The 23135-nt window shown below is 60.7% G+C and carries 19 protein-coding genes, 1 tRNA gene and 1 pseudogene; 12 read left to right on the top strand and 9 right to left on the bottom strand.

Annotated features, from left to right (window positions below; genetic code table 11):
* Positions 1-63: 63 nt before the first annotated feature.
* From BSY240_RS00815 to BSY240_RS00795, 5 genes are all read right to left on the bottom strand, one after another.
* The gene (locus BSY240_RS00815; protein WP_054151640.1) at positions 64-1431 is read right to left on the bottom strand and encodes a glutamine synthetase family protein; all 1368 of its coding nucleotides are present in this window, start codon (positions 1429-1431) and stop codon (positions 64-66) included.
* Positions 1432-1518: 87 nt separating this feature from the next.
* Complete coding sequence (locus BSY240_RS00810) at positions 1519-2559, bottom strand: TRAP transporter substrate-binding protein (protein ID WP_054151639.1); 1041 nt, start codon at positions 2557-2559, stop codon at positions 1519-1521.
* 105 nt (positions 2560-2664) lie between these two features.
* Positions 2665-4014: a TRAP transporter large permease gene (locus BSY240_RS00805; RefSeq protein ID WP_069041093.1), complete on the bottom strand. Its 1350-nt coding sequence runs from the start codon at positions 4012-4014 to the stop codon at positions 2665-2667.
* Positions 4011-4520 carry a TRAP transporter small permease subunit gene (locus BSY240_RS00800; protein WP_054151637.1) on the bottom strand — a complete coding sequence of 170 codons (510 nt, stop codon included), beginning with the start codon at positions 4518-4520 and terminating at the stop codon, positions 4011-4013. Before BSY240_RS00800 ends, BSY240_RS00805 begins: the two co-directional genes overlap by 4 nt.
* Positions 4521-4625: 105 nt before the next feature.
* Positions 4626-5396: an N-formylglutamate amidohydrolase gene (locus BSY240_RS00795; protein WP_069041092.1), complete on the bottom strand. Its 771-nt coding sequence runs from the start codon at positions 5394-5396 to the stop codon at positions 4626-4628.
* Positions 5397-5580: 184 nt separating this feature from the next.
* Between BSY240_RS00795 and BSY240_RS00790 the strand changes: the two genes are divergently transcribed.
* From BSY240_RS00790 to BSY240_RS00745, 10 genes are all read left to right on the top strand, one after another.
* On the top strand, positions 5581-6456 hold the full coding sequence (locus BSY240_RS00790) for a MurR/RpiR family transcriptional regulator (protein WP_371418485.1): 876 nt from the start codon (positions 5581-5583) through the stop codon (positions 6454-6456).
* 181 nt (positions 6457-6637) lie between these two features.
* Positions 6638-7696, top strand: a complete 1059-nt coding sequence (locus BSY240_RS00785) for an ABC transporter substrate-binding protein (protein WP_371418486.1) — start codon at positions 6638-6640, stop codon at positions 7694-7696.
* A gap of 98 nt (positions 7697-7794) precedes the next feature.
* Positions 7795-8685, top strand: a complete 891-nt coding sequence (locus tag BSY240_RS00780; protein ID WP_006728769.1) for an ABC transporter permease — start codon at positions 7795-7797, stop codon at positions 8683-8685.
* Positions 8682-9464, top strand: a complete 783-nt coding sequence (locus BSY240_RS00775; protein ID WP_054151633.1) for an ABC transporter permease — start codon at positions 8682-8684, stop codon at positions 9462-9464. Before BSY240_RS00780 ends, BSY240_RS00775 begins: the two co-directional genes overlap by 4 nt.
* A 12-nt stretch (positions 9465-9476) precedes the next feature.
* A complete protein-coding gene (locus tag BSY240_RS00770) occupies positions 9477-10529 on the top strand; it encodes an ABC transporter ATP-binding protein (protein ID WP_054151632.1) in 1053 nt (350 codons plus the stop codon).
* A gap of 74 nt (positions 10530-10603) precedes the next feature.
* Positions 10604-11647 (top strand): zinc-dependent alcohol dehydrogenase family protein, encoded by a 1044-nt coding sequence (locus BSY240_RS00765; protein ID WP_069041091.1) that lies wholly within the window; start codon positions 10604-10606, stop codon positions 11645-11647.
* Between the two features lie 102 nt (positions 11648-11749).
* On the top strand, positions 11750-12907 hold the full coding sequence (locus BSY240_RS00760) for an ABC transporter substrate-binding protein (protein ID WP_069041090.1): 1158 nt from the start codon (positions 11750-11752) through the stop codon (positions 12905-12907).
* Positions 12908-12981: 74 nt separating this feature from the next.
* Positions 12982-13851, top strand: coding sequence for a hypothetical protein (locus BSY240_RS00755; RefSeq protein WP_069041089.1), 870 nt, complete (start codon positions 12982-12984; stop codon positions 13849-13851).
* Positions 13852-13925: 74 nt separating this feature from the next.
* The gene (locus BSY240_RS00750) at positions 13926-14456 is read left to right on the top strand and encodes a GNAT family N-acetyltransferase (RefSeq protein WP_054151628.1); all 531 of its coding nucleotides are present in this window, start codon (positions 13926-13928) and stop codon (positions 14454-14456) included.
* Between the two features lie 260 nt (positions 14457-14716).
* Positions 14717-15379, top strand: coding sequence for a hypothetical protein (locus BSY240_RS00745; RefSeq protein ID WP_069041088.1), 663 nt, complete (start codon positions 14717-14719; stop codon positions 15377-15379).
* Positions 15380-15393: 14 nt separating this feature from the next.
* Here the strand turns inward: BSY240_RS00745 and metH are convergent, their stop codons facing one another.
* Positions 15394-19155 carry a methionine synthase gene (metH, locus tag BSY240_RS00740; protein ID WP_069041087.1) on the bottom strand — a complete coding sequence of 1254 codons (3762 nt, stop codon included), beginning with the start codon at positions 19153-19155 and terminating at the stop codon, positions 15394-15396.
* A gap of 157 nt (positions 19156-19312) precedes the next feature.
* On the opposite strand from metH, the gene BSY240_RS00735 reads away from it, so the two are divergent.
* A complete protein-coding gene (locus tag BSY240_RS00735) occupies positions 19313-20569 on the top strand; it encodes an AGE family epimerase/isomerase (protein WP_069043767.1) in 1257 nt (418 codons plus the stop codon).
* A gap of 74 nt (positions 20570-20643) precedes the next feature.
* Here BSY240_RS00735 and BSY240_RS00730 read toward each other — a convergent pair whose 3' ends face one another.
* Complete coding sequence (locus BSY240_RS00730) at positions 20644-21387, bottom strand: SIMPL domain-containing protein (protein ID WP_069041086.1); 744 nt, start codon at positions 21385-21387, stop codon at positions 20644-20646.
* Positions 21388-21580: 193 nt separating this feature from the next.
* Here BSY240_RS00730 and BSY240_RS00725 point away from each other — a divergent pair.
* Positions 21581-21656: transfer RNA gene (locus tag BSY240_RS00725), tRNA-Ile, on the top strand.
* A gap of 200 nt (positions 21657-21856) precedes the next feature.
* Here the strand turns inward: BSY240_RS00725 and BSY240_RS24565 are convergent.
* Positions 21857-22198: pseudogene (locus BSY240_RS24565) on the bottom strand (tyrosine-type recombinase/integrase); the annotation flags it as partial.
* 601 nt (positions 22199-22799) lie between these two features.
* Positions 22800-23069, bottom strand: a complete 270-nt coding sequence (locus BSY240_RS23560) for a helix-turn-helix transcriptional regulator (protein WP_083229527.1) — start codon at positions 23067-23069, stop codon at positions 22800-22802.
* Positions 23070-23135: the final 66 nt, after the last annotated feature.

The following is a 23135-nucleotide window of genomic DNA, read 5'->3' as shown; positions in this document are numbered from 1 at the left end:
CAGCCGCTGTCCTTGTTTCCACCCATACGCCGGGGATCGTGGCGGGCTCAAGGCCGCCTTTGGTCACGCCCGCTCGAAACCGCGAGCCACCTCCCAATCCGTGATCCGGCGATCGTATTCCTCTTGTTCCCACTCCGCTGCGCGAACGTAGTGATCGACGACGTCATCGCCGAAAGCAGCCCGCAGCATGGCCGAGCCGCGAAGCGTTTCCGCAGCCGCCCGCAGCGTCCTCGGGATTTCACGAGCCTCTTTTGCCCCATAGGCATCGCCCGAGAATTCCGGTTCGAGCGCCATCTTTTTCTCGATCCCGTCGATACCAGCTGCGAGCAGAGCCGCCATGGCGAGATAGGGATTGAGGTCGGAACCACCGACGCGGCACTCGACGCGGATGCCCTTGCTCGCCTCGCCGCACAAGCGGTAGCCGGCGGTGCGATTGTCCTTCGACCAGATCGCCTTGGTCGGCGCAAACGTGCCGGCGACAAAGCGCTTGTAGGAGTTGATATAGGGCGCGAGGAAATAGGTGAAGTCGCTGGCATGGGCGAGAAGCCCGGCCATGTAGTGGCGCATCGTCTCGGACATGCCGTATTCGCCGTCCTTGTCGAAGAACAGCGGCGTCTTGCCGTCGGCGGACCACAGCGACTGATGGATATGCGATGAGGAGCCTGCGGCATTGTAATGCCACTTCGCAAGGAAGGTGATGGCCTTGCCCTTCGACCAGGCGATCTCTTTGCAGCCGTTCTTGATGATCACGTGGCGGTCGGCCATGGTGAGCACGTCCGCATAACGGACATTGATCTCTTCCTGGCCGGCGGATGCCTCGCCCTTGGAATTCTCAACAGGGATGCCCGCCCCCTGCAGACCCTTGCGGATCGCGCGCATCACGCCTTCTTCCTTGGTCGTCTGGAAGATGTGATAGTCCTCGTTATAGCCCGAGACCATTTTCAGGTCGCGATAGCCCGAAAGCCGAGCCTCGTCATAGGTCTGGTCGAAGAGGAAGAATTCGAGTTCGGTCGCCATGAAGGCCTTCATGCCCATGGCCTCAAGCCGGGCGACCTGCTTCTTCAGGATGGCGCGCGGCGAATGCGGCACTTCGGCATGGGTGGCGTGGTCAAGCATGTCGCAGAGAACGAGAGCCGTACCTTCGAGCCAGGGGATCCGACGCAGCGTCGAAAGATCGGGCTTCATGGTGTAGTCGCCGTAGCCTTTCTCCCAGCTCGTCGCCTTGTAACCGGAGACGGTTTCCATCTCCATGTCGGTGGCGAGCAGATAGTTGCAGCTATGCGTTTCCTTCCAGGCGCTTTCGACGAAGAACTCCGCCTGGAAGCGCTTGCCCATCAAACGACCCTGCATGTCCACCTGACACGCCAGAACCGTGTCGATGCGCCCTTCTGCGACGTCTTTTTTCAACTCTTCGAATGTGTACGTGGTCATCTCGGTGTTCCCAGGGCAGCGATTGGCTTATGCCGTCTTGTTTTGTGGAGGCGACCCGGCCGAAGCCGGATCGCCATGTCGGTTCAATCAGCCGTAACGGTAGGGCTTGCCGGCCTTTTCCATATCGCCATTATACTTCTTCAGGATTTCGACGACCTTGCCGGTGCGCGGTGTCTGCTTGGCAACCTCTTCCCAGAACACGCGAGCCGCATCCTCAACCGTCTTCCATTCGGCATCCGGAATGCTGGTGAGCTCGAGACGACCGCCCTCGGCACGCAGACGGGCTTCGCCGCCCCAGTACCAGTGCAGGCGCTTGTAGTGGGAACTATCCATGCACATCTGCCACAGTGTCTGCAGGTGAGGCGGGACCTCATTCCAGCGGTCGGCATTGGCAAAGAACGAGCCCGCCCAGCCGCCGGAGACATTGTTGGTCAGGAAGTACTTGGTGACATCAACCCAGCCCGAGGTGAAGACTTCCGTGATCCCCGACCAGGCGATCGCGTCGATTTCGCCCGTCTGCATGGCAACCGGTACGTCTTCGAACGGAATGGTGACCGGCACGACGCCGAACTGCGACAGGAACTGGCCGGCCGTCGGGAAGGTGAAGACGCGCAGGCCCTTGAGATCATCGAGCTTGGTGATCGGCTTGTTGGTGGCGAAGTTGCACGGATCCCAGGCCCCGGCCGAAAGCCACTTCACGCCGACTTCCGTATAGGCCTCATCCCAGATCTCGGCGAGACCATATTCGTAGAACAGCGTCGGAACGTCGAGGCTGTAGCGCGAGGCGAACGGGAAGTAGCCGCCGAACACCTTGATATCGACAGGCGAGTTCATCGAATCGTCGTCGGACTGGACAGCGTCGATCGTGCCGGCCTGCATGGCGCGGAAGAGTTCGCCGGTCGGTACCAGCTGGTCTGCCGTGAAGAGCTGGATTTCCATCTCGCCATTCGCAGCCTTGTTGAAGGCGTCAACCGACGGGCGGATGACGAATTCGGCGAGTGCTGCACCGGCATAGGTCTGCAGGCGCCAGGTGATCTTGGCGTTCTGTGCCTTGACATAAGGGGCTGCCAGAACGGCAGGGGTCGCCATGGCGGCCGTCTTCAGGAATGAACGTCTGCTGTTGGTCATGTTGTTTCCCTCTGTTCTTCGTTTCTTTTGAAGCCCGCAGGACCTGAGGTCCGGCGGGTAGTCCTGGTGCCGGGCCCGTTTGCCGGGCCTCTTTTCATTCGAACGCTAACCTCTGAGATAGATCTGGCTCGGCAGCCATGTCGCGATCTGTGGAAAGATCATGATGATCACCATGCCGAGCATCATGATCAGGACGAACGGGATCACCGACCGATAGATATCTATCAGCCTGAAATCGGGTGGCGCCATCGCCTTCATCAGGAAAAGATTATAACCGAAGGGCGGTGTCATATAGGCAATCTGGCAGGTGATCGTGTAGAGCACGCCATACCAGATCAGCGGGTTTTCGATGCCCAGATCCAGCTTGCCGACGAGCGGAATGTAAAGCGGCGCGACGATGACCAGCATGGCCGTATCGTCGAGAAATGCGCCCATCACCAGGAACGACAACTGCATCATGATCAGGATCTGCCAGGGTGTCAGACCGATGTCATTGACCAGCAGTTTCTCGATTGCTCTGACCGCACCCAGTCCATCGAAGACGGCACCGAAGCAGAGGGCCGCCAGAATGATCCACATGAACATGCAGGAAATGCCGAGCGTCTGCTCAAGCACCCGGTTCCAGACCGCCTTGGTGAGCCGTCCCTTGTACCAGGCCGCAAAGAGAGCCCCGAGCGCACCGACCGCCGAACTCTCGACGAGGCTGGTGATGCCCATCAGGAAGAGACCCATCATCAGAAAGAAGATGAGGAACGGCAGGATGCCCGCCTGCAAGAGCTTGAGCTTCTCGCGCATCGGCATGTCACGCTCTTCCTTGGGAAGGGCCGGACCCAGCGCCGGATTGAGACGGCAGCGGATGATGATGTAGAGGCAGAACATCGTCGCAAGCATCAGTCCGGGGAAGACGCCTGCAAGCCAGAGCTGGCTCACCGGCTGGCGGGCAATCATGCCGTAAAGCACCAGCACCACACTCGGTGGGATCAGAATGCCGAGCGAACTGCCGGCCTGGATGACGCCGGAGACCATGATCTTGTCGTAGCCGCGGCGCAGCAGTTCGGGCAGCGCGATAGACGCCCCGATCGCCATGCCCGCGACGGATAGGCCGTTCATCGCCGAGATCACGACCATCAACCCGATCGTGCCGACCGCCAGACCGCCCGGCATGCCACCGAACCAGACATGGAAGGCCTTGTAGAGGTCCTCTGCGATGCCGGATTCCGACAGCATATAGCCCATGTAGATGAAGAGCGGCAGCGTCAGCAGCGGATACCACTTCATCAGCTTCATGCCGGCCGAGAAGCCCATCTCGAAGCCGCCATTGCCCCAGAGCACGGCAGCCGCCACGACGCCGACGAAGCCGATGGTCGCAAACACACGCTGCCCTGTCAGCATCGACATCATCATCGATGAGAACATCAGGAGCGCGATCATTTCGTAGCTGAGGAACTCAGTCATGCAAGCGGCCTCCCCATGGCAATGGCAAGGTCCTTGATGAAGATCGAGGTCGCCTGCAGGAAGGTGAGGAAGATACCGACAACCATGACGATCTTCACGGGAGCCATGTAGGGCGACCAGGAAGAATAGCTGGTTTCACCATATTGCAGTGCATAGGTGGTGCTCGAGACACCGCCCCAGAGCAGGAAGAACAGGTAGACGAACAGCATCATGATCGTGATCACGTCGACGATCGCCTTGGTCTTCGGCGACCAGCGACCGTAGAGCAGGTCCATACGCACATGGCTGTCGAGCTGCAGCGAATAGGCGCCACCCAAGAGATAATAGCCGGCCATGACGAACTGCGCCATTTCCAGCGTCCAGTGCGCTGGCAGGAACAGGCCTTTGGAGATGGACGAATAGAGCAGGATGCCCATCATGACGAAGACGCCATACATGACGATCCGGCCGACGCGGCGATTGAAGGCATCGACGATACGCACGTAGGTTTTCAGGGCTTGCGGCATCAGTCTACCGCCTGCCCGGACCGCATCAGCGGTCTTCGTCTCATGATCTCGTATGCCGGCATCCGTTCCCTCATTGATTTTTGGTTTGCTCAGCGTTTTGAATAGTTATGCGACCCTTTCGAGCGCTCCTGAAATCAAGTCCGCGAGATAGGTGGAGATGGCCTTGAGGCCTGCTTCATCGCGAACCAGGTCGTTGCGCACCTCGATCATCACATTGGCGAAGCCTTGCGGCAGCGCATGCAGACGCAGCGTATGGGTCACGCCGTCTTCGGGTCCGTATGGCGAGTTGCGCTCAACACGGTAAGGACCACCGGCCGCGGCCTCAAGCATGGCATCCGCCAGACGACTGTCCGTATCGTGGAGTATGCCGATCTCGACCTCGCGCGGTTTGCCAAAATAGACCGGCGTAAACGTATGCACGGTTACGATGACGGGCTTGCCGCCCTCCCCGGCGATCCGCGCAATCTCGGCAGCAATCCGGTCGTGGAAGGGCACGTAGAGCGCCGCCGTCCGCGCATAACGCTCCGCCGGGCTGAGGTTCAGATTTCCCGGGATCGCGTAGATCTCGCTCTTTTCCGGCATGGCCGCCGGCGATTCCGGCGGACGATTGCAGTCATAGATCAGTCGCGAGAAACGCTGGTGGACGAGCAGGCCGTTGAGCGAGGTCGACAGGCGCTGGGCGATCTCCAGAGCGCCCGGATCCCAGGCGATATGGCTGGACAGTGCCTCCGGTGAGAGGCCAAGGTCACCTGCCGATGGCGGCAACACGGCAGATGCGTGCTCGCAGACAAAGACGAGACCGCTCGTCGCCGTCGCATTATCGACTGCAACTACCTCACCGTCCGACGCTGTCAGGATCCCCGACCTCAAGAGCATGCTGATTGTTCCCCAGGGCTCGTTGGCCCAACTTATTTTCGAAGAGAATTCTTCACGGTTAAGCGTCTGTCAATCCGCTACTGAAAAATTCTCTTCAATGGCCAGTTGACTCAATTGTGACAGCGAGGCTTAATCCGAAAAAAGCTGGCGACAGACTGGCTTGAGGGGAGTCAATCGGTTCTTGATGAATGCGTCGACCACGGTGTCGGACGTGATCCATGCCCATTTCGACGGGCTGACGCGTGCCGAACGGCAGCTGGCAGAAAGCCTGCTGCAGAACTACCCCGTCTCCGGACTGGGCAGCATCACCACCGTTGCCGAGAATGCCGGCGTCTCGACCCCGACAGTCGCCCGCATGGTGCAGAAGCTCGGCTACAAGGGTTATCCGGAATTCCAGGCGCATCTCCACCAGGAGCTTGAGGCGACGATCTCAAACCCGATCGCCAAGCACGATCGTTGGGCCGCCAACGCCCCCAATCGCCATATCCTCAATCGCTTTGCAGAAGCCGTGATGGCCAATCTGCGCAACTCGCTGGGAGAACTGCGCACGGCGACCTTCGATGAAGCCGCTCGTCTGATCGGCGACCGCCATCGCAGCATCTATTTCGTCGGCGGACGCATCACGGGGGCGCTTGCCGAATACTTCTTCACCCATATGCAGGTCATCCGTCCCCGGACGACCTTGATGTCATCGAATGCCAGTTCATGGCCGCAGCACGTCCTCAATATGCAGGATGGCGACGTGCTCGTGATCTTCGACATCAGGCGCTACGAGGCGGATCTGACGACGCTCGCGGAGGTCGCGCGCGCCAACGGCGTGCAGATCATCGTGTTTACAGACCAGTGGATGTCGCCGGTGGCACAGCATGCCCGCCACTGTTTCAAGCTCCATATCGAGGCGCCGTCGGCATGGGACAGCTCCGTCGTGACGCTGTTTGTCGTCGAAGCCCTGATCGAGGCCGTGCAGAGCTCGTCCTGGGACGAGACGCGCGAGCGAATGAACACCCTCGAAGGACTATTCGAACAGGCACGCCTGTTCCGAAAGCCCCGACATGGCTGAGAGAAGAAACCGGAGGATCGTTCAGGATACGGGCCAATATCGATAGACCAGGCAAGGCCGATATCCGTCACATAACCATAACAAAGGCCACATAAGTGAACCGCATCGCTTCCAACACAAGAGGAGAACTACAGTGACAACCAATCTTCGCAAATTCCTGTCGCTCACGACCGCGCTGGTCATGACGAGCTCGGCCGTCGCCTATGCCGAGCCGAGCGCCGAGCTCATCGAAGCTGCCAAGAAGGAAGGCATGCTGACCACCATCGCCCTGCCCCACGACTGGTGCGGCTACGGCGAAGTCATCGCCGCCTTCAAGGCGAAGTATCCGGAAATCACCGTCAACGAACTGAACCCGGATGCCGGCTCGGCCGACGAAGTCGAAGCCATCAAGGCAAACAAGGACAACAAGGGCCCGCAGGCTCCTGACGTCGTTGACGTCGGTCTCGCCTTCGGTCCGCAGATGAAGGCCGAAGGCCTGCTTCAGCCGTACAAGGTCTCCACCTGGGACGAAATCCCTGATAACATCAAGGACGCTGAAGGCTACTGGTACGGCGACTACTACGGCGTCATGTCGCTCCTGGTGAACAAGGACCTCGTCGCCAACACGCCGAAGGACTGGGCCGATCTTCTGAAGCCGGAATATGCAGGCCAGGTCGCTCTCGCCGGTGACCCGCGCGCCTCCAACCAGGCTATCCTCGGCGTTCTCGCCGCCGGCATGGCAACCGGTGCAGCTGCCGGCAAGGACGCCGGTGAAGCAGGCCTGAACTACTTTGCCGAAATGAACAAGGCCGGCAACTTCGTGCCTGTCATCGGCAAGTCCGGCACGCTCGCCCAGGGCGCGACCCCGATCGTCGTCATGTGGGACTACAACGCGCTCGCCGCTCGTGACACGCTCGCCGGCAACCCGCCGGTCGAAGTCGTCGTTCCGGACAAGGGCGTTCTCGCTGGCGTCTACGTTCAGGGCATCTCTGCCTATGCACCGCACCCGAATGCAGCCAAGCTGTGGATGGAACACCTGTATTCCGACGAAGGTCAGCTCGGCTGGCTGAAGGGTTACTGCCACCCGGCCCGCTTCAACGCCATGGTCAAGGCCGGCAAGGTTCCGCAGGACCTTCTCGACGCCCTGCCGCCGGCTGAGTCCTACGAAAAGGCCTACTTCCCGACGCTCGAAGAAGTCGACGCCAACAAGGCTGCCGTTACGGCGGGCTGGGACAGCGTCGTCGGCGCCAACGTTCAGTAAGTCGAGACCTTGATGTGCCGCCCCGATCTTTTCTAAGGTCGGGGCGGCGCTCGCATTTTAAGAAGATCCGTCGAAACACGGACAGAGGGGCAGATCGAATGTCGACAGAGGCGGTGAGCCCGGGCCATCAGGCACGGCCACGAACGAAACTTCCACTTCACTGGCTCGGGGTCTTGCCCTTTGCAGCTTTCGTGATTCTCTTCCTGATCATGCCGACGATGAAGATCGTCATCGGCGCATTTCAGCGTCCGGACGGCTCGTTCACCTTCGACAATGTGCTTGGCCTGTTCACCCCCTCGATCATGGCCGCCTACTGGATCTCCATCAAGATCAGTCTCGCCTCGGCAATTCTCGGCTGCCTGATCGGATTCGGCGTGGCCGCCGCGGTCATTCTCGGCGGACTGCCTGCCTGGATCCGCAGCCCGCTGCTTACATTTTCCGGCGTTGCCTCGAACTTCGCCGGCGTGCCGCTCGCCTTCGCCTTCCTCGCGACGCTCGGCCCTGTCGGCATGTTGACCGTCTTCCTCAAGACCCAGCTTGGCATCGATCTGCGCCTTCTCGGCTTCAATCTCCTGTCCTTCTGGGGACTGACGATCACCTATCTTTTCTTCCAGATCCCGCTGATGATCCTGATCATCGCGCCGGCACTCGACGGCCTGAAGCGCGAATGGCGCGAGGCGGCCTCGATCCTTGGCGCGACCAATGCGCAATACTGGCGGCTCGTGGCCTTCCCGATTCTTTTGCCCTCGATACTCGGCACCATGGCGCTGCTCTTCGCAAATGCGTTCGGCGCTGTCGCAACCGCGATCGCACTGACCGGCTCTTCGCTGAATATCGTGCCGATCCTGCTCTTCGCCCAGATCCGCGGCGACGTCCTGGGCGACCCCCATCTCGGCTACGCGCTCGCCTTTGGCATGATCGTCGTCACCGGAATTGCCAATGGCCTCTACATCTGGCTGCGCGCCCGCAGCGAAAGGTGGATGAAATGAAACGTCTCTGGGCTTGGGCCGCGCTGATCTTCGGCCTTCTCTATTTCATCCTGCCGCTGATCGGCATGACGAACTTCTCGCTGAAGATGCGCCGCGGCGAGTATTCCTTCGATGCCTATGCCAAGGTTCTGGCCGATCCGCGCTTCCAGGAAACCTTCAGCTATTCTGTGACGATGGCTCTGACGACCATCATCTTCGGCGTATTCCTGATCGTACCCACGGCCTATTGGGTGCGGCTGAAGATGCCGGGCCTCCGCCCGTACATCGAATTCGTCACGCTGCTGCCGCTCGTGATCCCAGCGATCGTCGTCGTGTTCGGCTATATCCGCCTCTATAACACCTCGAGCTGGCTGCCGCTAACCGGCTCCTCCACCGGCACGAACATGCTGCTCATGTTCGGTTATGCGACGCTCGGCCTGCCCTACATGTACCGCGCGGTCGATACGGGCTTGAGAACCATCGACGTCGCCACCCTGACGGAGGCAGCCCAGAGCCTCGGAGCGGGTTGGGCGACGATCATCGGCCGCATCATCCTGCCGAATGTCTCCGTCGCCGTCATGTCGGGCGCATTCGTCACCTTCGCCATCGTCATGGGCGAATTCACGATGGCCGCCCTTCTGAACAAGCCGGCCTTTGGCCCCTACATGCAGCTGCTCGGCGCCAACAGGGCCTATGAGCCGGCGGCTCTCGCCGTGATAGCGTTTTGCATCACTTGGGGCTGCCTCGGCCTGATGCAGCTCGTCTCCCGCCTCCAGAAAACAGCCCCCCGCCAGGCTTGAGGACATCAATTCATGAGCTTTCTGACCCTAAACAACCTCAAGAAATCCTTCGGTGCAACGCAGGTCGTGCACGACTTCAACATGGCGATCGACAAGGGCGAATTCGTCTCCTTCCTTGGCCCGTCGGGCTGCGGCAAGACCACCGTGCTGCGGATGGTGGCCGGTTTCGAGACCCCGTCGGCCGGCTCCATCGTCGTCGATGGCAAGGACCAGACGAACCTGAAGCCAAACCAGCGCAACATCGGCATGGTCTTCCAGGCCTATGCGCTGTTTCCCAACATGAACGTCTTCGACAACGTCGCCTTTGGCCTGAAGATCGCCGGCATGCCGAAAGCCGATATCGAGGCGCGCGTGAAGGAGATGCTCTCCCTCATTCACCTCGAACATCTGGCCGAGCGCTACCCCTACCAGCTGTCTGGCGGACAGCAGCAGCGCGTCGCACTCGCCCGCGCGCTTGCCCCCAAACCCCAGGTCCTGCTCCTGGACGAACCGCTTTCGGCGCTCGACGCCAAGATCCGTGTTTCGCTGCGCGAAGAGATCCGCCAGATCCAGCAGAAGCTCGGCATCACCACTGTCTTCGTTACCCATGACCAGGAAGAGGCGCTGTCGATATCCGACCGCATCGTCGTTATGAATGCCGGCAAGGCCGACCAGATCGGCACGCCCTTCGAGATCTACAACCGCCCGACGACCCGCTTCGTCGCCTCCTTCGTCGGCACGCTCAATGTGCTGGATGCCGTCGTCGCCGATCAGGGCGCCGGCATCGTGCAGATCGGGGACAAGACGCTGGCGATCAAGGAGACGATCCCCACGGCGAACGGCCAAACCATCCAGCTCGCCATGCGACCGGAGGCCGGCACGCTCGCAGGAGCGGATGAAGCCACGGTGCGGGGCCAGGTTACATCGAGCCAGTTCCTCGGCTCGGTTATCCGCACACGCATCGATGTTGGTGGCAAGACACTGTCCTTCGACACCTTCAACGACCCCGGCACCAGACCGCCGACCGTTGGCGATACCGTGGGCGTGAAGATCGACCCGACTGCCTTGATCCTGCTCGCCGACTAAGGCAAACGACGTCCAAGGGCAATTGTGTCGGAATGCCGTCCGCAAGGGCGGCATTCGCATCTGGAAGATATCCCATGCGGGCGATGTATTTTGAAGCATTCGGTGCAGCACCCGAAATCCGCACCCTGCCCGATCCGACGCCGACCAATGCCGGTGTGGTCATCTCCGTCAAGGCGACAGGCCTCTGCCGCAGCGACTGGCACGGCTGGATGGGCCACGATCCCGATATCCGCCTTCCCCATGTCCCCGGCCACGAACTGGCTGGCACGATCTCGGCTGTCGGCCGTGACGTGCGCCGGTTCAAGGTCGGCGACCGCGTGACAGTGCCCTTTGTCTCCGGTTGCGGCCACTGCATGGAATGCCGCTCCGGCAACCAGCAGGTTTGCGAGGAACAGTTCCAGCCGGGCTTCACCCATTGGGGCTCGTTTGCCGAATATGTGGCAATCGACTATGCCGACCAGAACCTCGTGCATCTGCCGGAAGAGATCAGCTACGAGACGGCGGCAAGCCTCGGCTGCCGCTTTGCCACCTCTTTCCGGGCCGTGGTCGACCAGGGCCGGCTCCAGGGTGGTGAGTGGCTCGCCGTGCACGGCTGCGGCGGTGTTGGCCTCTCGGCCATCATGATCGGTGCAGCGCTTGGCGCCAATGTCGTCGCCATCGACATCGCCGAGGACAAGCTGGCACTCGCCAAGGCGCTCGGCGCATCCGTCACCATCGACAGCCGCTCGGTTGCCGATGTCTCCGAAGCAGTGCGTGATGTGACCGGCGGCGGTGCACATGTCTCGGTCGATGCGCTCGGCCATCCCCAGACCTGCTGCAACTCGATCCTCAACCTTCGCCGACGCGGTCGCCATGTTCAGGTCGGGCTGATGCTGGCAGATCACGCGACACCGGCAATCCCGATGGCGCGCGTCATTGCCCACGAACTCGAGATCTATGGCAGCCACGGAATGCAGTCCTGGCGCTATGATGCCATGCTGCGCATGATCCTCTCCGGCAAGCTCTCACCCGATCGCCTGATCGGCCGTCGCATCACCCTTTCGGAAGCGGCCCCGGCGCTCGCCACCATGGACAGCTTCCGCGAAAACGGCATCAGCATCATCGATCGCATGCTGTAAGAACCCAGGCGCGCAGGCAGTTTTCATCTTATGGTGTGATAGCGTTAACCCGTTTGTGGTGAAATTCGGCGGCACGAAACCGGCAACGGATCGAGAGCAGCCATGGCCGCCAGGAAGACATCGACGGAGATTGACGCCAAGGGTTTCATGGCAGAGTTCATGCGGCTGAAACGTGGCTCCGTCACGCGTCGTCATTTTCTTGCTGTCACCGGGCTCGGAATGGCCGCCCTCGTGATTGGAGGAAGCCGCAGGACCAGCGTGGCAACGTCGGAAGGTTCGCCGCTCGGCAAGAAGGTTTCGCTCGCGACCTGGCCGAACTACCATGATCCCACGACCTTCGAGAACTTCACGTCCCGCTACGGCGTCGAGGTCGACGTTTCGATCATCGGTTCCAACGAGGGCACCTTGCTGGCCCTTGAAAGAGGAAGGGTCTGGGACATCATCGTACCCACCCAGTATGCGATCGCACCCTATGTGCAACGAGACATGCTCGAGCCCCTTGAACTCCGGCGCCTTCCGAATTTTGATCTGGCCGCGCATGCCGACCGCTTCATGAAGCCCGGCGTCCGGGCAGGCGCGATCTATGGCGTACCAAAGAACGCCGGTACGACTGGCATTGCCTACAACAGCCGTGAACTTGAGCCGGTGCAGACCTGGCGCGATTTCTTCGATATCGCCATGACGGAGGCTGCGGGCAGGACCATCGTGCATGACTACCAGCTGACCGCCATCGGCAATGCTCTGGTCGCCCTCGGCCACAACTTCAACTCACTTGACCCCGTTGAACTGCAAAGCGCTGAAAAGCTGCTTATTGAGGTCAGGCCGCATCTGCTGGCGGTCGACAGTGATTATCAGCCTGCCATGCGCACCGGCGAGGCCTGGATGACGATGTGCTGGAGCAATGACGCCTCGCAGATGCACCGAGATGTGCCAGAGATCGCCTATTCCATCGCGACCGATGGCGGCGAGATCTGGACGGACTATTACGCGATCCCGGCCAAGGCACATAACAAGCCGGGCGCCCATGCCCTGATCAACCACCTGCTCGACCCGGAGATCGCAGCCCGCGAGCACATCGTCCATGGCGGCACGGTAACCGATCGACGCGTCCGTGCGCTTCTGCCGGAAGAGATCCTCGCGGACGAGATCATCTATCCGGATGAAGCGAGACTTTCACCGCTCGAATTCGGATTGGCCGTCGCAATGACGGACCCGACCCGCGCCGAGATCATGAGCCGCTTTCGCGCCGCCCGCGGCTGACGCCAACCTCCTGCCATGCTAGGCACGAAACGCGCCGGATACCTCCGGCACGACGTTTTCAGCGCGAGGCCTTCATGCCACAGATTTCCATCATCGACACCATTTCAGACCCCGGCAAAGACACGAGACCAAACGAGGATCGCCTCGGCTACAACAGGCATGCCGCTTTCGTCATCGACGGCGCGACAGGCCTTGGCGACCGCCAGTTCATGGATGGCTTCGGCTCGGACGCCGCCTGGATCGCGGAATTCGCAGCACTCCGCTTCGCTGAACGCCTCGATGGCGGCGCCGATCCGAAAGCTGTCCTGCGAGAGGTCTCAGAAGAGGCGCGTGATACATTCACGACAATGGCTGGCGACCAGCCGCGCTACGCCTGGCCGCTCTGCAGCCTGACCGCCCTGCAGGCAACGTCATCAGGCCTCCGGTGGTTCGGCCTCGGCGACAGCTGCATGTACATCCTGCATGACAACGGACAATCCGACTTCGTCATCCCGATCCCAGGCGCCTATGAATGGGAGCAACATCGGGCGGCAGAGCACATCGCCCGCCTCGGCGGCATCGGCGCGGCCGGGGTCGCCAATGACGACCCGCAGACGCTGGAAGACCTGCGTCGTGGTCGCGCCTTGCAGAACACGCCAAGTGGCTCGACCTGGACCTTCGGCGTGGTCCCCGAAGCCGCCGATCACCTCGCTCTGGTCGACGTCCCCGTTTACGGCGGCGGCGCCACCGCCCTCCTCTGCTCCGACGGCCTCGCCGATCTTGTGGCTCTCTACAAGCTCTACGACCCCGCCACGCTCATCCAGCGCGCCGCGACAGCCGGGCTGAAATCGCTGGTGTCAGAACTGCGGCATATGGAGCGTGAGGTGGACCCGGACGGATTGAAATATCCGCGTTACAAGCAGAGCGACGACACGACGGCGATCCTGCTGAGGCTGGACGCGTAAAGGCAATGAAAGGTCATCCTGTTGTGACAAAGGAAAGCTAAACGCACGTCCGGGCCGGAACGAGGAGGCGCCACATGATAGAAACCGAACGCCTTCTTCTGCGCCCGCCCAACACTTCGGATCGCTCGGCATGGACAGCATTCCTCTCTGATCCGAAAGTGACGCGTTTCATTGGCGGACCGCAGGATGAGGCTGGAGCTTGGCGCAATCTGTGCCTCTTTGCAGGTGCCTGGAGCATCCAAGGATACAGTAATTTCTCCGTCATCGAGAAAGCGTCTGGCCGATGGGTCGGTCGCGCTGGTGCATGGTACCCGCCCGGCTGGCCCGGGCGAGAAATCGGATGGGCGTTTCATCGCACCGTCTGGGGAAGAGGATATGCGACGGAGGCTGCGACAGCCTGCCTTATCTGGGCGTTTGAGGAACTTGGCTGGACCGAAGCAATCCACGTCATTCACCCTGAGAACCTCGCCTCCATCGCGGTCGCGAAAAGGATTGGAGCGGTCCCCCAGGCATCCGGGACTGAAGAGAGAAATCTCGTCTATATCAGCCGTAAAGAAGCCTTTGCTCTCAGGCAGGCTAAAGGCAGCAGGCGCGAAGGCAATTAGGAATCTGCCTCAATAACTTACCGCCTGATTCGGAATCGGTTTGTGAGGAAGGTGAAGGAAAGGATGAGCCCTTCATCCCCGGCGCAACGAGTTGCGCCTCACCCTTCGGGCTCCTTCTCCCCGCAAGCGAGGAGAAGAAGACGCAGCCACAAAGAGACGGCCGCACGCAGGCAACTAACGGTAAAGCTAAATCAATCTTCTGCGTGCATACTTCGCTTGAATTTTCGAACGTGTTGAGGAAATCGAGTGAGGCCGCCCCGGTGATCAGCATTGAAAGTGCCTCGGCAAGCCGGTTGGAAGCCAGAAAAACGGATCGCGTTCAGACACAAGGGCTGAAGACCGGCGGGGGCGAGGTTGCCGTCCACGCAACAGGCTCCGAGCCTGATCACAATCTGCTTTCCGGCCTGGAAGAAGCGCTGACCGAGACACGTCGCAAGATCGCGGAAGACCGCCTCGATCGGGCTAAGGAGGAAATGCGGATCCTCCGTCAGTTCTCCGTCTCGCCGGCCTTTCTGGCGCAACGTGCAGCGGCCATCGGGAAGGAGCTTGGAAACGCAGCGACAGACTATACCGAGCTCGTTCGCGACAGCATGGAGACCGCACAGAGAGATCCAGGTTCCACTGCCGTCACCAATGGCATTGTGAGTTCAGAGCTTCCGTCAACGGCATCGCCTGTTGAAAACGCCTCCATCGCTACTCTGACGGAGCGCGACCAGGACACCCTCGATACCTTCCGCTCGGCAATCTACCAAGCATGGGCGCTACTGGATCTGTCCTTGGAGGACCTCATCCGGGAGAACGACCTGCAGGCCACCGACGAGCGAACTGCCGGTAGCTCCAGAGAGGTCATGCAATCCGCACTTCATGCCATGGACAATCTCAATCCCTTGAACGTTCTGCGCGCTCCAGCCTTCCACATCTGAGCGGACGCCCTCAATCACTCTGCAGCCACCGCCTTCGGCACATAATTCAACACCGGCCCCAACCAGCGCTCGACCTCGCGCACATCCATGCCCTTGCGCGCCGCATAGTCCTCGACCTGGTCTCGCTCGACCTTTGCAACGCCGAAATAGTAGCTGTCGGGATGGCCGATATAGAGGCCCGAGACTGAGGAGCCGGGCCACATGGCATAGCTCTCGGTGAGCGTCACGCCGGTCGCAGCGGTGGCATCGAGCAGCGAGAACAGCGTCACCTTTTCCGTATGGTCGGGCTGGGCCGGATAACCCGGCGCCGGGCGAATACCGGCATAGGTCTCTGAGATCAGCTCCTCCGGCGCGAAGGCCTCGTCGGGCGCATAGCCCCAGAACTCGCGGCGCACCTGTTCATGCATGCGCTCGGCAAAGGCTTCGGCAAAGCGGTCGGCCAGCGCTTTGACCAGGATCGAGGAATAATCGTCGTTGGCCCGCTCGAAACGTTCAGCAATCGCCACTTCCTCGATACCGGCGGTGACGACGAAGCCGCCGACATAATCCGGAACGCCGGTCTCCAGAGGTGCGACGAAATCGCTGAGCGCCACATTGGCCCGGCCTTCGCGCTTGGCGATCTGCTGACGCAGCGTGAAAAAGGTCGCGAGCTCGTCCGCCCGGCTGTCGTCCTTGAACAGCCGGATATCATCACCAACAGCATTGGCCGGCCAGAAGCCGATGACCGCACGCGGCCGGAACCAGTTTTCCGCAATGATCTTCTTGAGCATCGCCTGCGCATCGGCAAACAGCTGTCGCGCCGCCTCGCCCTGCTTCTCGTCCTCGAGGATCGCAGGATAGCGCCCCTTCAGCTCCCAGGTCTGGAAGAAGGGCGTCCAGTCGATATAGCGGGCGAGTTCGGCGAGGTCATAGGTCTCGAACACCTTGGTGCCCGTAAAGCTCGGCTTGGTCGGCTTGTAAGCGCTCCAGTCGACCTTGACCGCATTCTCCCGGGCAGACGCCAGCGGCTGGCGCTGCTTCTCGACTTCCGCCCGCGCATGGGCCTCGGCCACCTTGGCATATTCGCCCTTGATACCGTCTACATAGGTCTCGTTGCCGTCCTCGGCGAGCAGCGCCGAAACCACGCCCACGGCACGGCTGGCATCGGTGACATAGATCGCCTGGCCCGCCTTGTATTGCGGATGGATCTTCACCGCCGTATGCACACGGCTCGTCGTCGCCCCACCGATCAGAAGCGGCACCGTAAAGCCCTGACGCTGCATCTCGGCCGCCACATGCACCATCTCGTCGAGCGAGGGCGTGATCAGGCCGGAGAGACCGATAACATCGACATTCTCCTGCTTCGCCACTTCGAGGATCTTGGTGGCCGGCACCATGACGCCAAGATCGATGATCTCGTAATTGTTGCAGGCGAGAACGACGCCGACGATGTTCTTCCCGATGTCATGCACATCGCCCTTGACGGTCGCCATCAGCACCTTGCCGGCCGCCTGGCGCTCACCAGTGCCGCCATTCAGGCGCTTCTCTTCTTCCATGTAGGGCAGCAGCACCGCCACAGCCTGCTTCATGACGCGGGCCGATTTCACCACCTGCGGCAGGAACATCTTGCCAGCGCCAAAGAGGTCGCCGACGACATTCATGCCCGCCATCAGCGGCCCCTCGATGACATGCAGCGGACGGTCGGCCTTTTGGCGCGCCTCTTCCGTGTCGATCTCGATAAATTCGGTGATGCCGTTGACAAGCGCATGCTCCAGCCGCTTTTCAACCGGCCATTCGCGCCACGTCATATCCTGCGTGCGGGCCTTGGCCTCGCCCGTGCCGCGATAGCGTTCGGCAATCTCGAGCAGCCGCTCGGTGCCATCCTTGCGGCGGTTCAGCACGACGTCCTCACAGGCCTCGCGCAGGTCCTTGTCGATGCTTTCATAGACCGCGAGCTGGCCGGCATTGACGATGCCCATGTCCATGCCCGCCTGAATGGCATGATAGAGGAAGACCGCATGCATCGCTTCCCGCACCGGCTCATTGCCGCGGAAAGAGAAGGACAGGTTCGACACACCGCCCGAAATATGCACCAGCGGCATTTCCTGCCGGATCGTCCGCGTCGCCTCGATGAAGTCGACGCCGTAATTGTCGTGTTCCTCGATTCCGGTCGCGACAGCAAAGACGTTCGGATCGAAGATGATGTCTTCAGGCGCAAATCCCGCCTCTTCCGTCAGGATCCGATAGGCGCGGCGGCAGATCTCCACCTTGCGCTCATAGGTATCCGCCTGGCCCTTCTCGTCGAAGGCCATGACGACGACGGCGGCGCCATAATTGCGGATGAGCTTGCCCTGGGCGACGAAATTCTCCTCGCCCTCCTTGAGCGAGATGGAATTCACCACCGCCTTGCCCTGCACGCATTTGAGGCCAGCTTCGATGATCGCGAATTTCGACGAGTCGATCATCACGGGCACGCGGGCGATATCAGGCTCGGCGGCGATCAGGTTGAGGAACTCGACCATGGCCTTTTCCGAATCGATCAGGCCCTCATCCATGTTGATGTCGATGATCTGCGCGCCATTCTCCACCTGATCGCGCGCGACGACGAGCGCTGCGGAATAATCACCAGCCGTGATCAGCTTGCGGAACTTGGCAGAACCGGTGACATTCGTCCGCTCGCCGACATTGACGAAGGGAATGTCCTTGGTCAGCTCGAAGGGCTCGAGCCCCGAGAGCGACATGAAGGGCCGATGCTCGGCAGGCGCACGCGGCACCCTGCCCTTCACGGCCTCGGCAATGGCGGCGATATGCGCAGGCGTGGACCCGCAGCAGCCACCGACCACATTGACGATGCCCTCTTCGGCAAAACCGGCAACGAGCTCCGCCATCTCTTCCGGGCTCTGGTCATATTGACCAAACTCATTCGGCAGACCGGCATTCGGATAGGCCGAGATGAAGGTATCGGCGACACCGGACAATTCCTGCAGATGCGGCCGCATGGCGTCTGCCCCGAGCGCGCAGTTCAAGCCGACGGCAAAGGGCTTGGCATGACGCACGGAATTCCAGAAGGCCGTCGGCGTCTGGCCGGAGAGCGTCCGGCCTGAAAGATCGGTGATCGTGCCCGAGATCATCACAGGCAGGCGAATGCCCTTGGCGAGGAAGCGCTCCTCGCAGGCAAAGATCGCAGCCTTGGCGTTCAGCGTATCGAAGATCGTCTCGATCAGGATGAGATCGGCACCGCCATCGATCAAGCCGTCGATCTGCTCGCCATAGGCAAGGCGAAGATCGTCGAAGGAGACGGCACGGTAGCCGGGATTGTTTACGTCGGGCGAGATCGACGCCGTCCGGTTGGTCGGCCCGATGGCACCGGCCACGAAACGCCGCTTGCCGTCCTCCCGCTCGGCGCGCCAAGCCGCTCGGCGCACGAGTTCCGCACCATGGCGGTTAAGGTCGTAGACCGCCCCTTCCATCTCGTAGTCGGCCTGAGCAATACGCGTCGACGAAAAGGTGTTGGTTTCAAGAATATCCGCACCCGCCATCGCATAGCGGAAATGGATGTCTTCGATGGCATCAGGCTGGGTGAGGATCAGGAGGTCGTTATTGCCCTGCTGATGGCAGGCGCAACCGAGGAAGCGTTCGCCGCGAAAGTCGTCTTCCGTCAGGCCAAGACCCTGGATTTCGGTACCCATCGCGCCATCGAGGATCAGGATGCGTTCGCGCGCTGCTTGGTTGAGCGCCTTCAGGATCTCCGCCCCGTCACGGTTTGCGCCCTCGCGGCCGAACAGTTGATCGAGCATCTGCGAACTCTCCTATTGCGTATGCGACACGCCCAAATCACATAAAGATATCTTTATGTCAACAATTGATCCACTTGTGCGTGACAAAGGCCAGGCGGTGGAAGCGGCGTCGGTGATCGGCTATAGAGGCTGCAACGCTGCTTTCAGGGAGGAAGAAATGTCGGAAAATCAATCACAGCTGCTGCCGTCCACCCCCTGGAGCGCCCGCCCCTATCATCGCAGATGGCTGCTGGCACGCGCCGACGAGCTCTTCGGTTTCTTCACTGGCCCGGCCATCAACCCAAAGGGCGGCTTCTACGACCTGTCGCGCGACGGCAAGCCGCTCAGCCTCGACAACCCCGCGCGTGGCATCCATGCCAGCGCCCGCATGGTGCATTGTTACGCCATCGGCCACCTGCTCGGCCGGCCGGGTTCGGCCGACATCGTCGATCACGGCATGCGTTATCTCTGGGAGCGCCACCGCGACGAAAAGAATGGTGGTTACTTCTGGCAGGCTGATGACACAGGCGCCGCCGACGACACGAAGCAAGGCTACGGCCACGCCTTCGTCCTGCTCGCGGCCGCCTCGGCCAAATGCGCCGGCCATCCGTTGGCCGACGCCATGCTGGCGGACATCACCCAGGTGATCGACGAGAAATTCTGGGAAGACGAGCACGGCGCGATCGCGGAAGAATTTTCCGCCGATTGGCAACCTGTGCCCGGCTATCGCGGCCAGAACTCCAACATGCATCTGACCGAAAGCCTGATGGCCGCATTTGAAGCGACCGGTGAGAGGCATTACCTCGAAAAGGCCGAGCGCATCGCCGACCTGATCATCAACCGCCGCGCCCGCGAAGAAGCCTTCCGCGTCGCTGAGCATTTCGATGAAAACTGGGTGGTCGACCGCAACTACTATCATCCGAACGAAATGTTCCGCCCGGCCGGCACCACGCCCGGCCACTGGCTGGAATGGGCCCGCCTCATCCTGCAGCTCTGGGTACTCGGCGGCAAGCGACAGGCCTGGATGCCGGAGGCGGCACGCGGCCTGTTCTTCCAGTCCATGGCGCTCGGCTGGGACAAGGACAAGGGCGGCTTCTTCTATACGCTCGACTGGGAAAATGCCCCCGACAAGCGCGCAAAGCTCTGGTGGCCGCTCTGCGAAGGGGCAGCGGCTGCCCACTTCCTCAACCAGCATCAGGAAAGCGACTTCCACGAGGAGAGCTACCGAAAGATCTGGAACTACATCGCCGGCAACAGCCTCGACCGCGAGTTCGGCGGTTGGTACGAGGAACTGACCGAGGACGGCAAGCCGTGCAACAGCCTCTTCCCCGGCAAGGGCGACATCTACCACGCCCTGCAGGCCTGCCTGATCCCGCTTTTCCCGGCAGAAGGCAGCCTGACCAAGATGATTTCGGAACACACGCTCGACGTCTGACCGTCGGCGAAAGCAGCAAAGACAAAAGGGCCGGAAGACCGGCCCTCTTTCATTTATCGCAACAGCGTTGGCGCTTACTGCTCGATCGCATAGGTGACGTTGACGGTCACCGTATAGAGGTTTTCGCCGGATGCGATCGGCACCGACTCGTCCGCCATCTTCGCCATCGGCGCTGCGGCATACATCTGCGGCATCGGCCGGGCGAAATTCTCCGAGATCTCCACGACACGGCCGAGCTTGACGCCGGCGGCCTCCGTCAGCGTCTTCGCCTTTGCCGCGGCCTTCTCGACCGCCTGCTTGCGCGCCGCCTCGATGGCCGTCTCCGGATCATCATTGGTGAAGGTGATGCCGCCACCCTGGTTGACGCCGAGCTTTACCGACCGATCGATGATCTCACCGAGCTTGGCAAGGTCACGCACCCGAACGGTCAAACCGTTGCTGACGGTATAGCCGACGATCACGGGCGCCTCGTAGGTGCCATCGGTTCTGGTTTCCTGCTTGTATTTAGGCTGGATCGAGAAATCCGTGGTCTGCAGGTCCTTCTCGGCAATCCCTTGCGCCTTGAGATCTGCCAGCACCTCGCTCATGGCAGCACTGTTGGCCGAGAGCGCCTCGCCAGCAGTCTCTGCGTCGCGAACGACGGAAAGCGAAATGACGGCCATATCGGGCGCGATCGCAGCCTCACCCTCACCCGAGACCATGATCGTCGCCTCGCGACGCTCGCCCTCAGCAGCCACGGCTTGGGCAACAAAGCCGCTCGAGAGAACCGAACCCGACAGAGCCGTGGCCATGACGAGCGCGCGTGTAAATTTCAGCATGAAATGTTTCCTTGTGTCCCGCAGCGCCGGCGGACCTCTTCGTCTCACCCGGCACAGATGCCCTTCCGACATCTGTGATGACGCGTGATTGTGAAGCCAATGCGGCAGAGGCTTGTCGCATACCTGAAATTGCGTTAGAGCCCGTGACCGGTGCGGGGTGACCATAACCCGCCCGACGGCATCACGCCGGGCTGGGCCTGTAGCTCAATGGTTAGAGCCGGCGGCTCATAACCGCTTGGTTGGGGGTTCGAGTCCCTCCGGGCCCACCACTTCTGCTTTCCAGCATTGTTTTTGCATCATTTTCTCCTTGTATTGTCTCACTGAATTCCCGACCCGCCGAAAGTGGGACATTCCGCCGGGCCACGTAGCTTCTCCGCCGCTCAAAACCAGCATCGATAACGCGCTTCGACTGCGCTGTTTTCGTGTAGTGCTGAGCCATCTTCGAATCGGACCAGCCGAAAATGGCCATGAGCTGATGTTCAGTGGCGCCCGCTTCTGCAAGGATTGTGGCCGAAGCTTTTCGAAGTCCGTGAGACGAGCATTCCGGTAGCCCGGCTTCATCGCACCATTGGCGCATCTTGTTGCCGAAACCGTTGGACATGAACGGCTTGCCGTATTCCGTAACCAGGAAGGTCGGCTTGTCATGAGTGATGGTATTCAAAGCATCGTTGAGCTCTGCGGTGACCGGCAAGCTCAAAAACTGCGCATATTTGCCCGCGCCCTTTTGCGGCACGAACTCGATGCGATCGCGAATCAGGTTGCGCCAACCAAGCTTTACAAGGTCCGATCGCCTGACACCGAGGTTCACCATCAGCTCGAATGCCAATCTCGCCGTCGTCCCAAGTGGATAGACGGTGCGAAACCGATCAAGTTCGATCTCGCTCCACGAATGGAAACCGTCTGATTTATGAATTTTTGTTACGCCTTCCGCGGGGTTGAAGGTCGCGATACCTTCCTTGATCGCCCAATTGAACAAAGCCTTCAGATACTTGACGAGTTTGTCGGCGGCTCCAGGCGTCTGACTGCGCTTCATCTGGCTTGCCTCAACGTCCGACTTCCGCATCTTCTTGAACGGCAGGTCTCCGACAAGCGCGCAGTAGCGGTTAAGGACACTCTTCTTGTCGTTCTTCGTCGCAGCCGAATAGGTCTGGAAAAGCTTTGACCGGTAGTAGGTCTCCACCAGCCAGAGAACCGTCCCCTCTTGAACACGCTTTGGAGGCAATGGCCTGCTGCCACGATCGCCGGCAATAACGCGATGATACTCTTCAGCGAAGGCTACCGTAATGCTGCCTCGCTCATCGAGATATGGCGCCGTCATCCGGTATTTCGACAAGCCTGGAATCCGGACGTAGTAGCGCTCGTTGCCAAACCGGTCGACATCGCGATTGCAATAGCGAAACGGCGTGCTGGCTCTACCCAACCGTCTTGTCGAAGGGGTTTTCGAGGTCATCTTCGACGTCTCCTTCCTGGTGCGCATCAACAAGGTCGTACCAGCACGCCCGAAGCTGGCCAGCATCCCAGCGGCGTAAACTTCCAATCTTGACCCCTTTTGGCATCAATCCCTGCCTAACCCAATTGTCGAAAGTGCCGGGCGACACATCAAGGAGTTTAGAAGCTTCCAGCCTGCCAACGGCGAAACGCAGAAGAGGCGGATCTGAACTACGAGAAACATGGGTCTTCATCCTAAGTCTCCAGCTTTACTCGATTTCAAACAGGGCAATCGGATCAAAGCGCGACCGCTCATGTTG

It is taken from the genome of Agrobacterium sp. RAC06 (assembly GCF_001713475.1).
GTDB lineage: Bacteria > Pseudomonadota > Alphaproteobacteria > Rhizobiales > Rhizobiaceae > Allorhizobium.
This window is presented reverse-complemented; position numbering and strand designations above follow the sequence as displayed.

Coding starts and splice junctions, on each gene's coding strand:
- BSY240_RS00815 (WP_054151640.1), bottom strand. CDS start 1,431: ATGACCACGTACACATTCGAAGAGTTGAAAAAAGACGTCGCAGAAGGG.
- BSY240_RS00775 (WP_054151633.1), top strand. CDS start 8,682: ATGAAACGTCTCTGGGCTTGGGCCGCGCTGATCTTCGGCCTTCTCTAT.
- BSY240_RS00785 (WP_371418486.1), top strand. CDS start 6,638: ATGACGAGCTCGGCCGTCGCCTATGCCGAGCCGAGCGCCGAGCTCATC.
- BSY240_RS00795 (WP_069041092.1), bottom strand. CDS start 5,396: ATGCTCTTGAGGTCGGGGATCCTGACAGCGTCGGACGGTGAGGTAGTT.
- BSY240_RS00800 (WP_054151637.1), bottom strand. CDS start 4,520: ATGCCGCAAGCCCTGAAAACCTACGTGCGTATCGTCGATGCCTTCAAT.
- BSY240_RS00755 (WP_069041089.1), top strand. CDS start 12,982: ATGCCACAGATTTCCATCATCGACACCATTTCAGACCCCGGCAAAGAC.
- BSY240_RS00790 (WP_371418485.1), top strand. CDS start 5,581: ATGAATGCGTCGACCACGGTGTCGGACGTGATCCATGCCCATTTCGAC.
- BSY240_RS00730 (WP_069041086.1), bottom strand. CDS start 21,387: ATGCTGAAATTTACACGCGCGCTCGTCATGGCCACGGCTCTGTCGGGT.
- BSY240_RS00765 (WP_069041091.1), top strand. CDS start 10,604: ATGCGGGCGATGTATTTTGAAGCATTCGGTGCAGCACCCGAAATCCGC.
- BSY240_RS00750 (WP_054151628.1), top strand. CDS start 13,926: ATGATAGAAACCGAACGCCTTCTTCTGCGCCCGCCCAACACTTCGGAT.
- BSY240_RS00805 (WP_069041093.1), bottom strand. CDS start 4,014: ATGACTGAGTTCCTCAGCTACGAAATGATCGCGCTCCTGATGTTCTCA.
- BSY240_RS00810 (WP_054151639.1), bottom strand. CDS start 2,559: ATGACCAACAGCAGACGTTCATTCCTGAAGACGGCCGCCATGGCGACC.
- BSY240_RS00780 (WP_006728769.1), top strand. CDS start 7,795: ATGTCGACAGAGGCGGTGAGCCCGGGCCATCAGGCACGGCCACGAACG.
- BSY240_RS23560 (WP_083229527.1), bottom strand. CDS start 23,069: ATGAAGACCCATGTTTCTCGTAGTTCAGATCCGCCTCTTCTGCGTTTC.
- BSY240_RS00770 (WP_054151632.1), top strand. CDS start 9,477: ATGAGCTTTCTGACCCTAAACAACCTCAAGAAATCCTTCGGTGCAACG.
- BSY240_RS00735 (WP_069043767.1), top strand. CDS start 19,313: ATGTCGGAAAATCAATCACAGCTGCTGCCGTCCACCCCCTGGAGCGCC.
- metH (WP_069041087.1), bottom strand. CDS start 19,155: ATGCTCGATCAACTGTTCGGCCGCGAGGGCGCAAACCGTGACGGGGCG.
- BSY240_RS00760 (WP_069041090.1), top strand. CDS start 11,750: ATGGCCGCCAGGAAGACATCGACGGAGATTGACGCCAAGGGTTTCATG.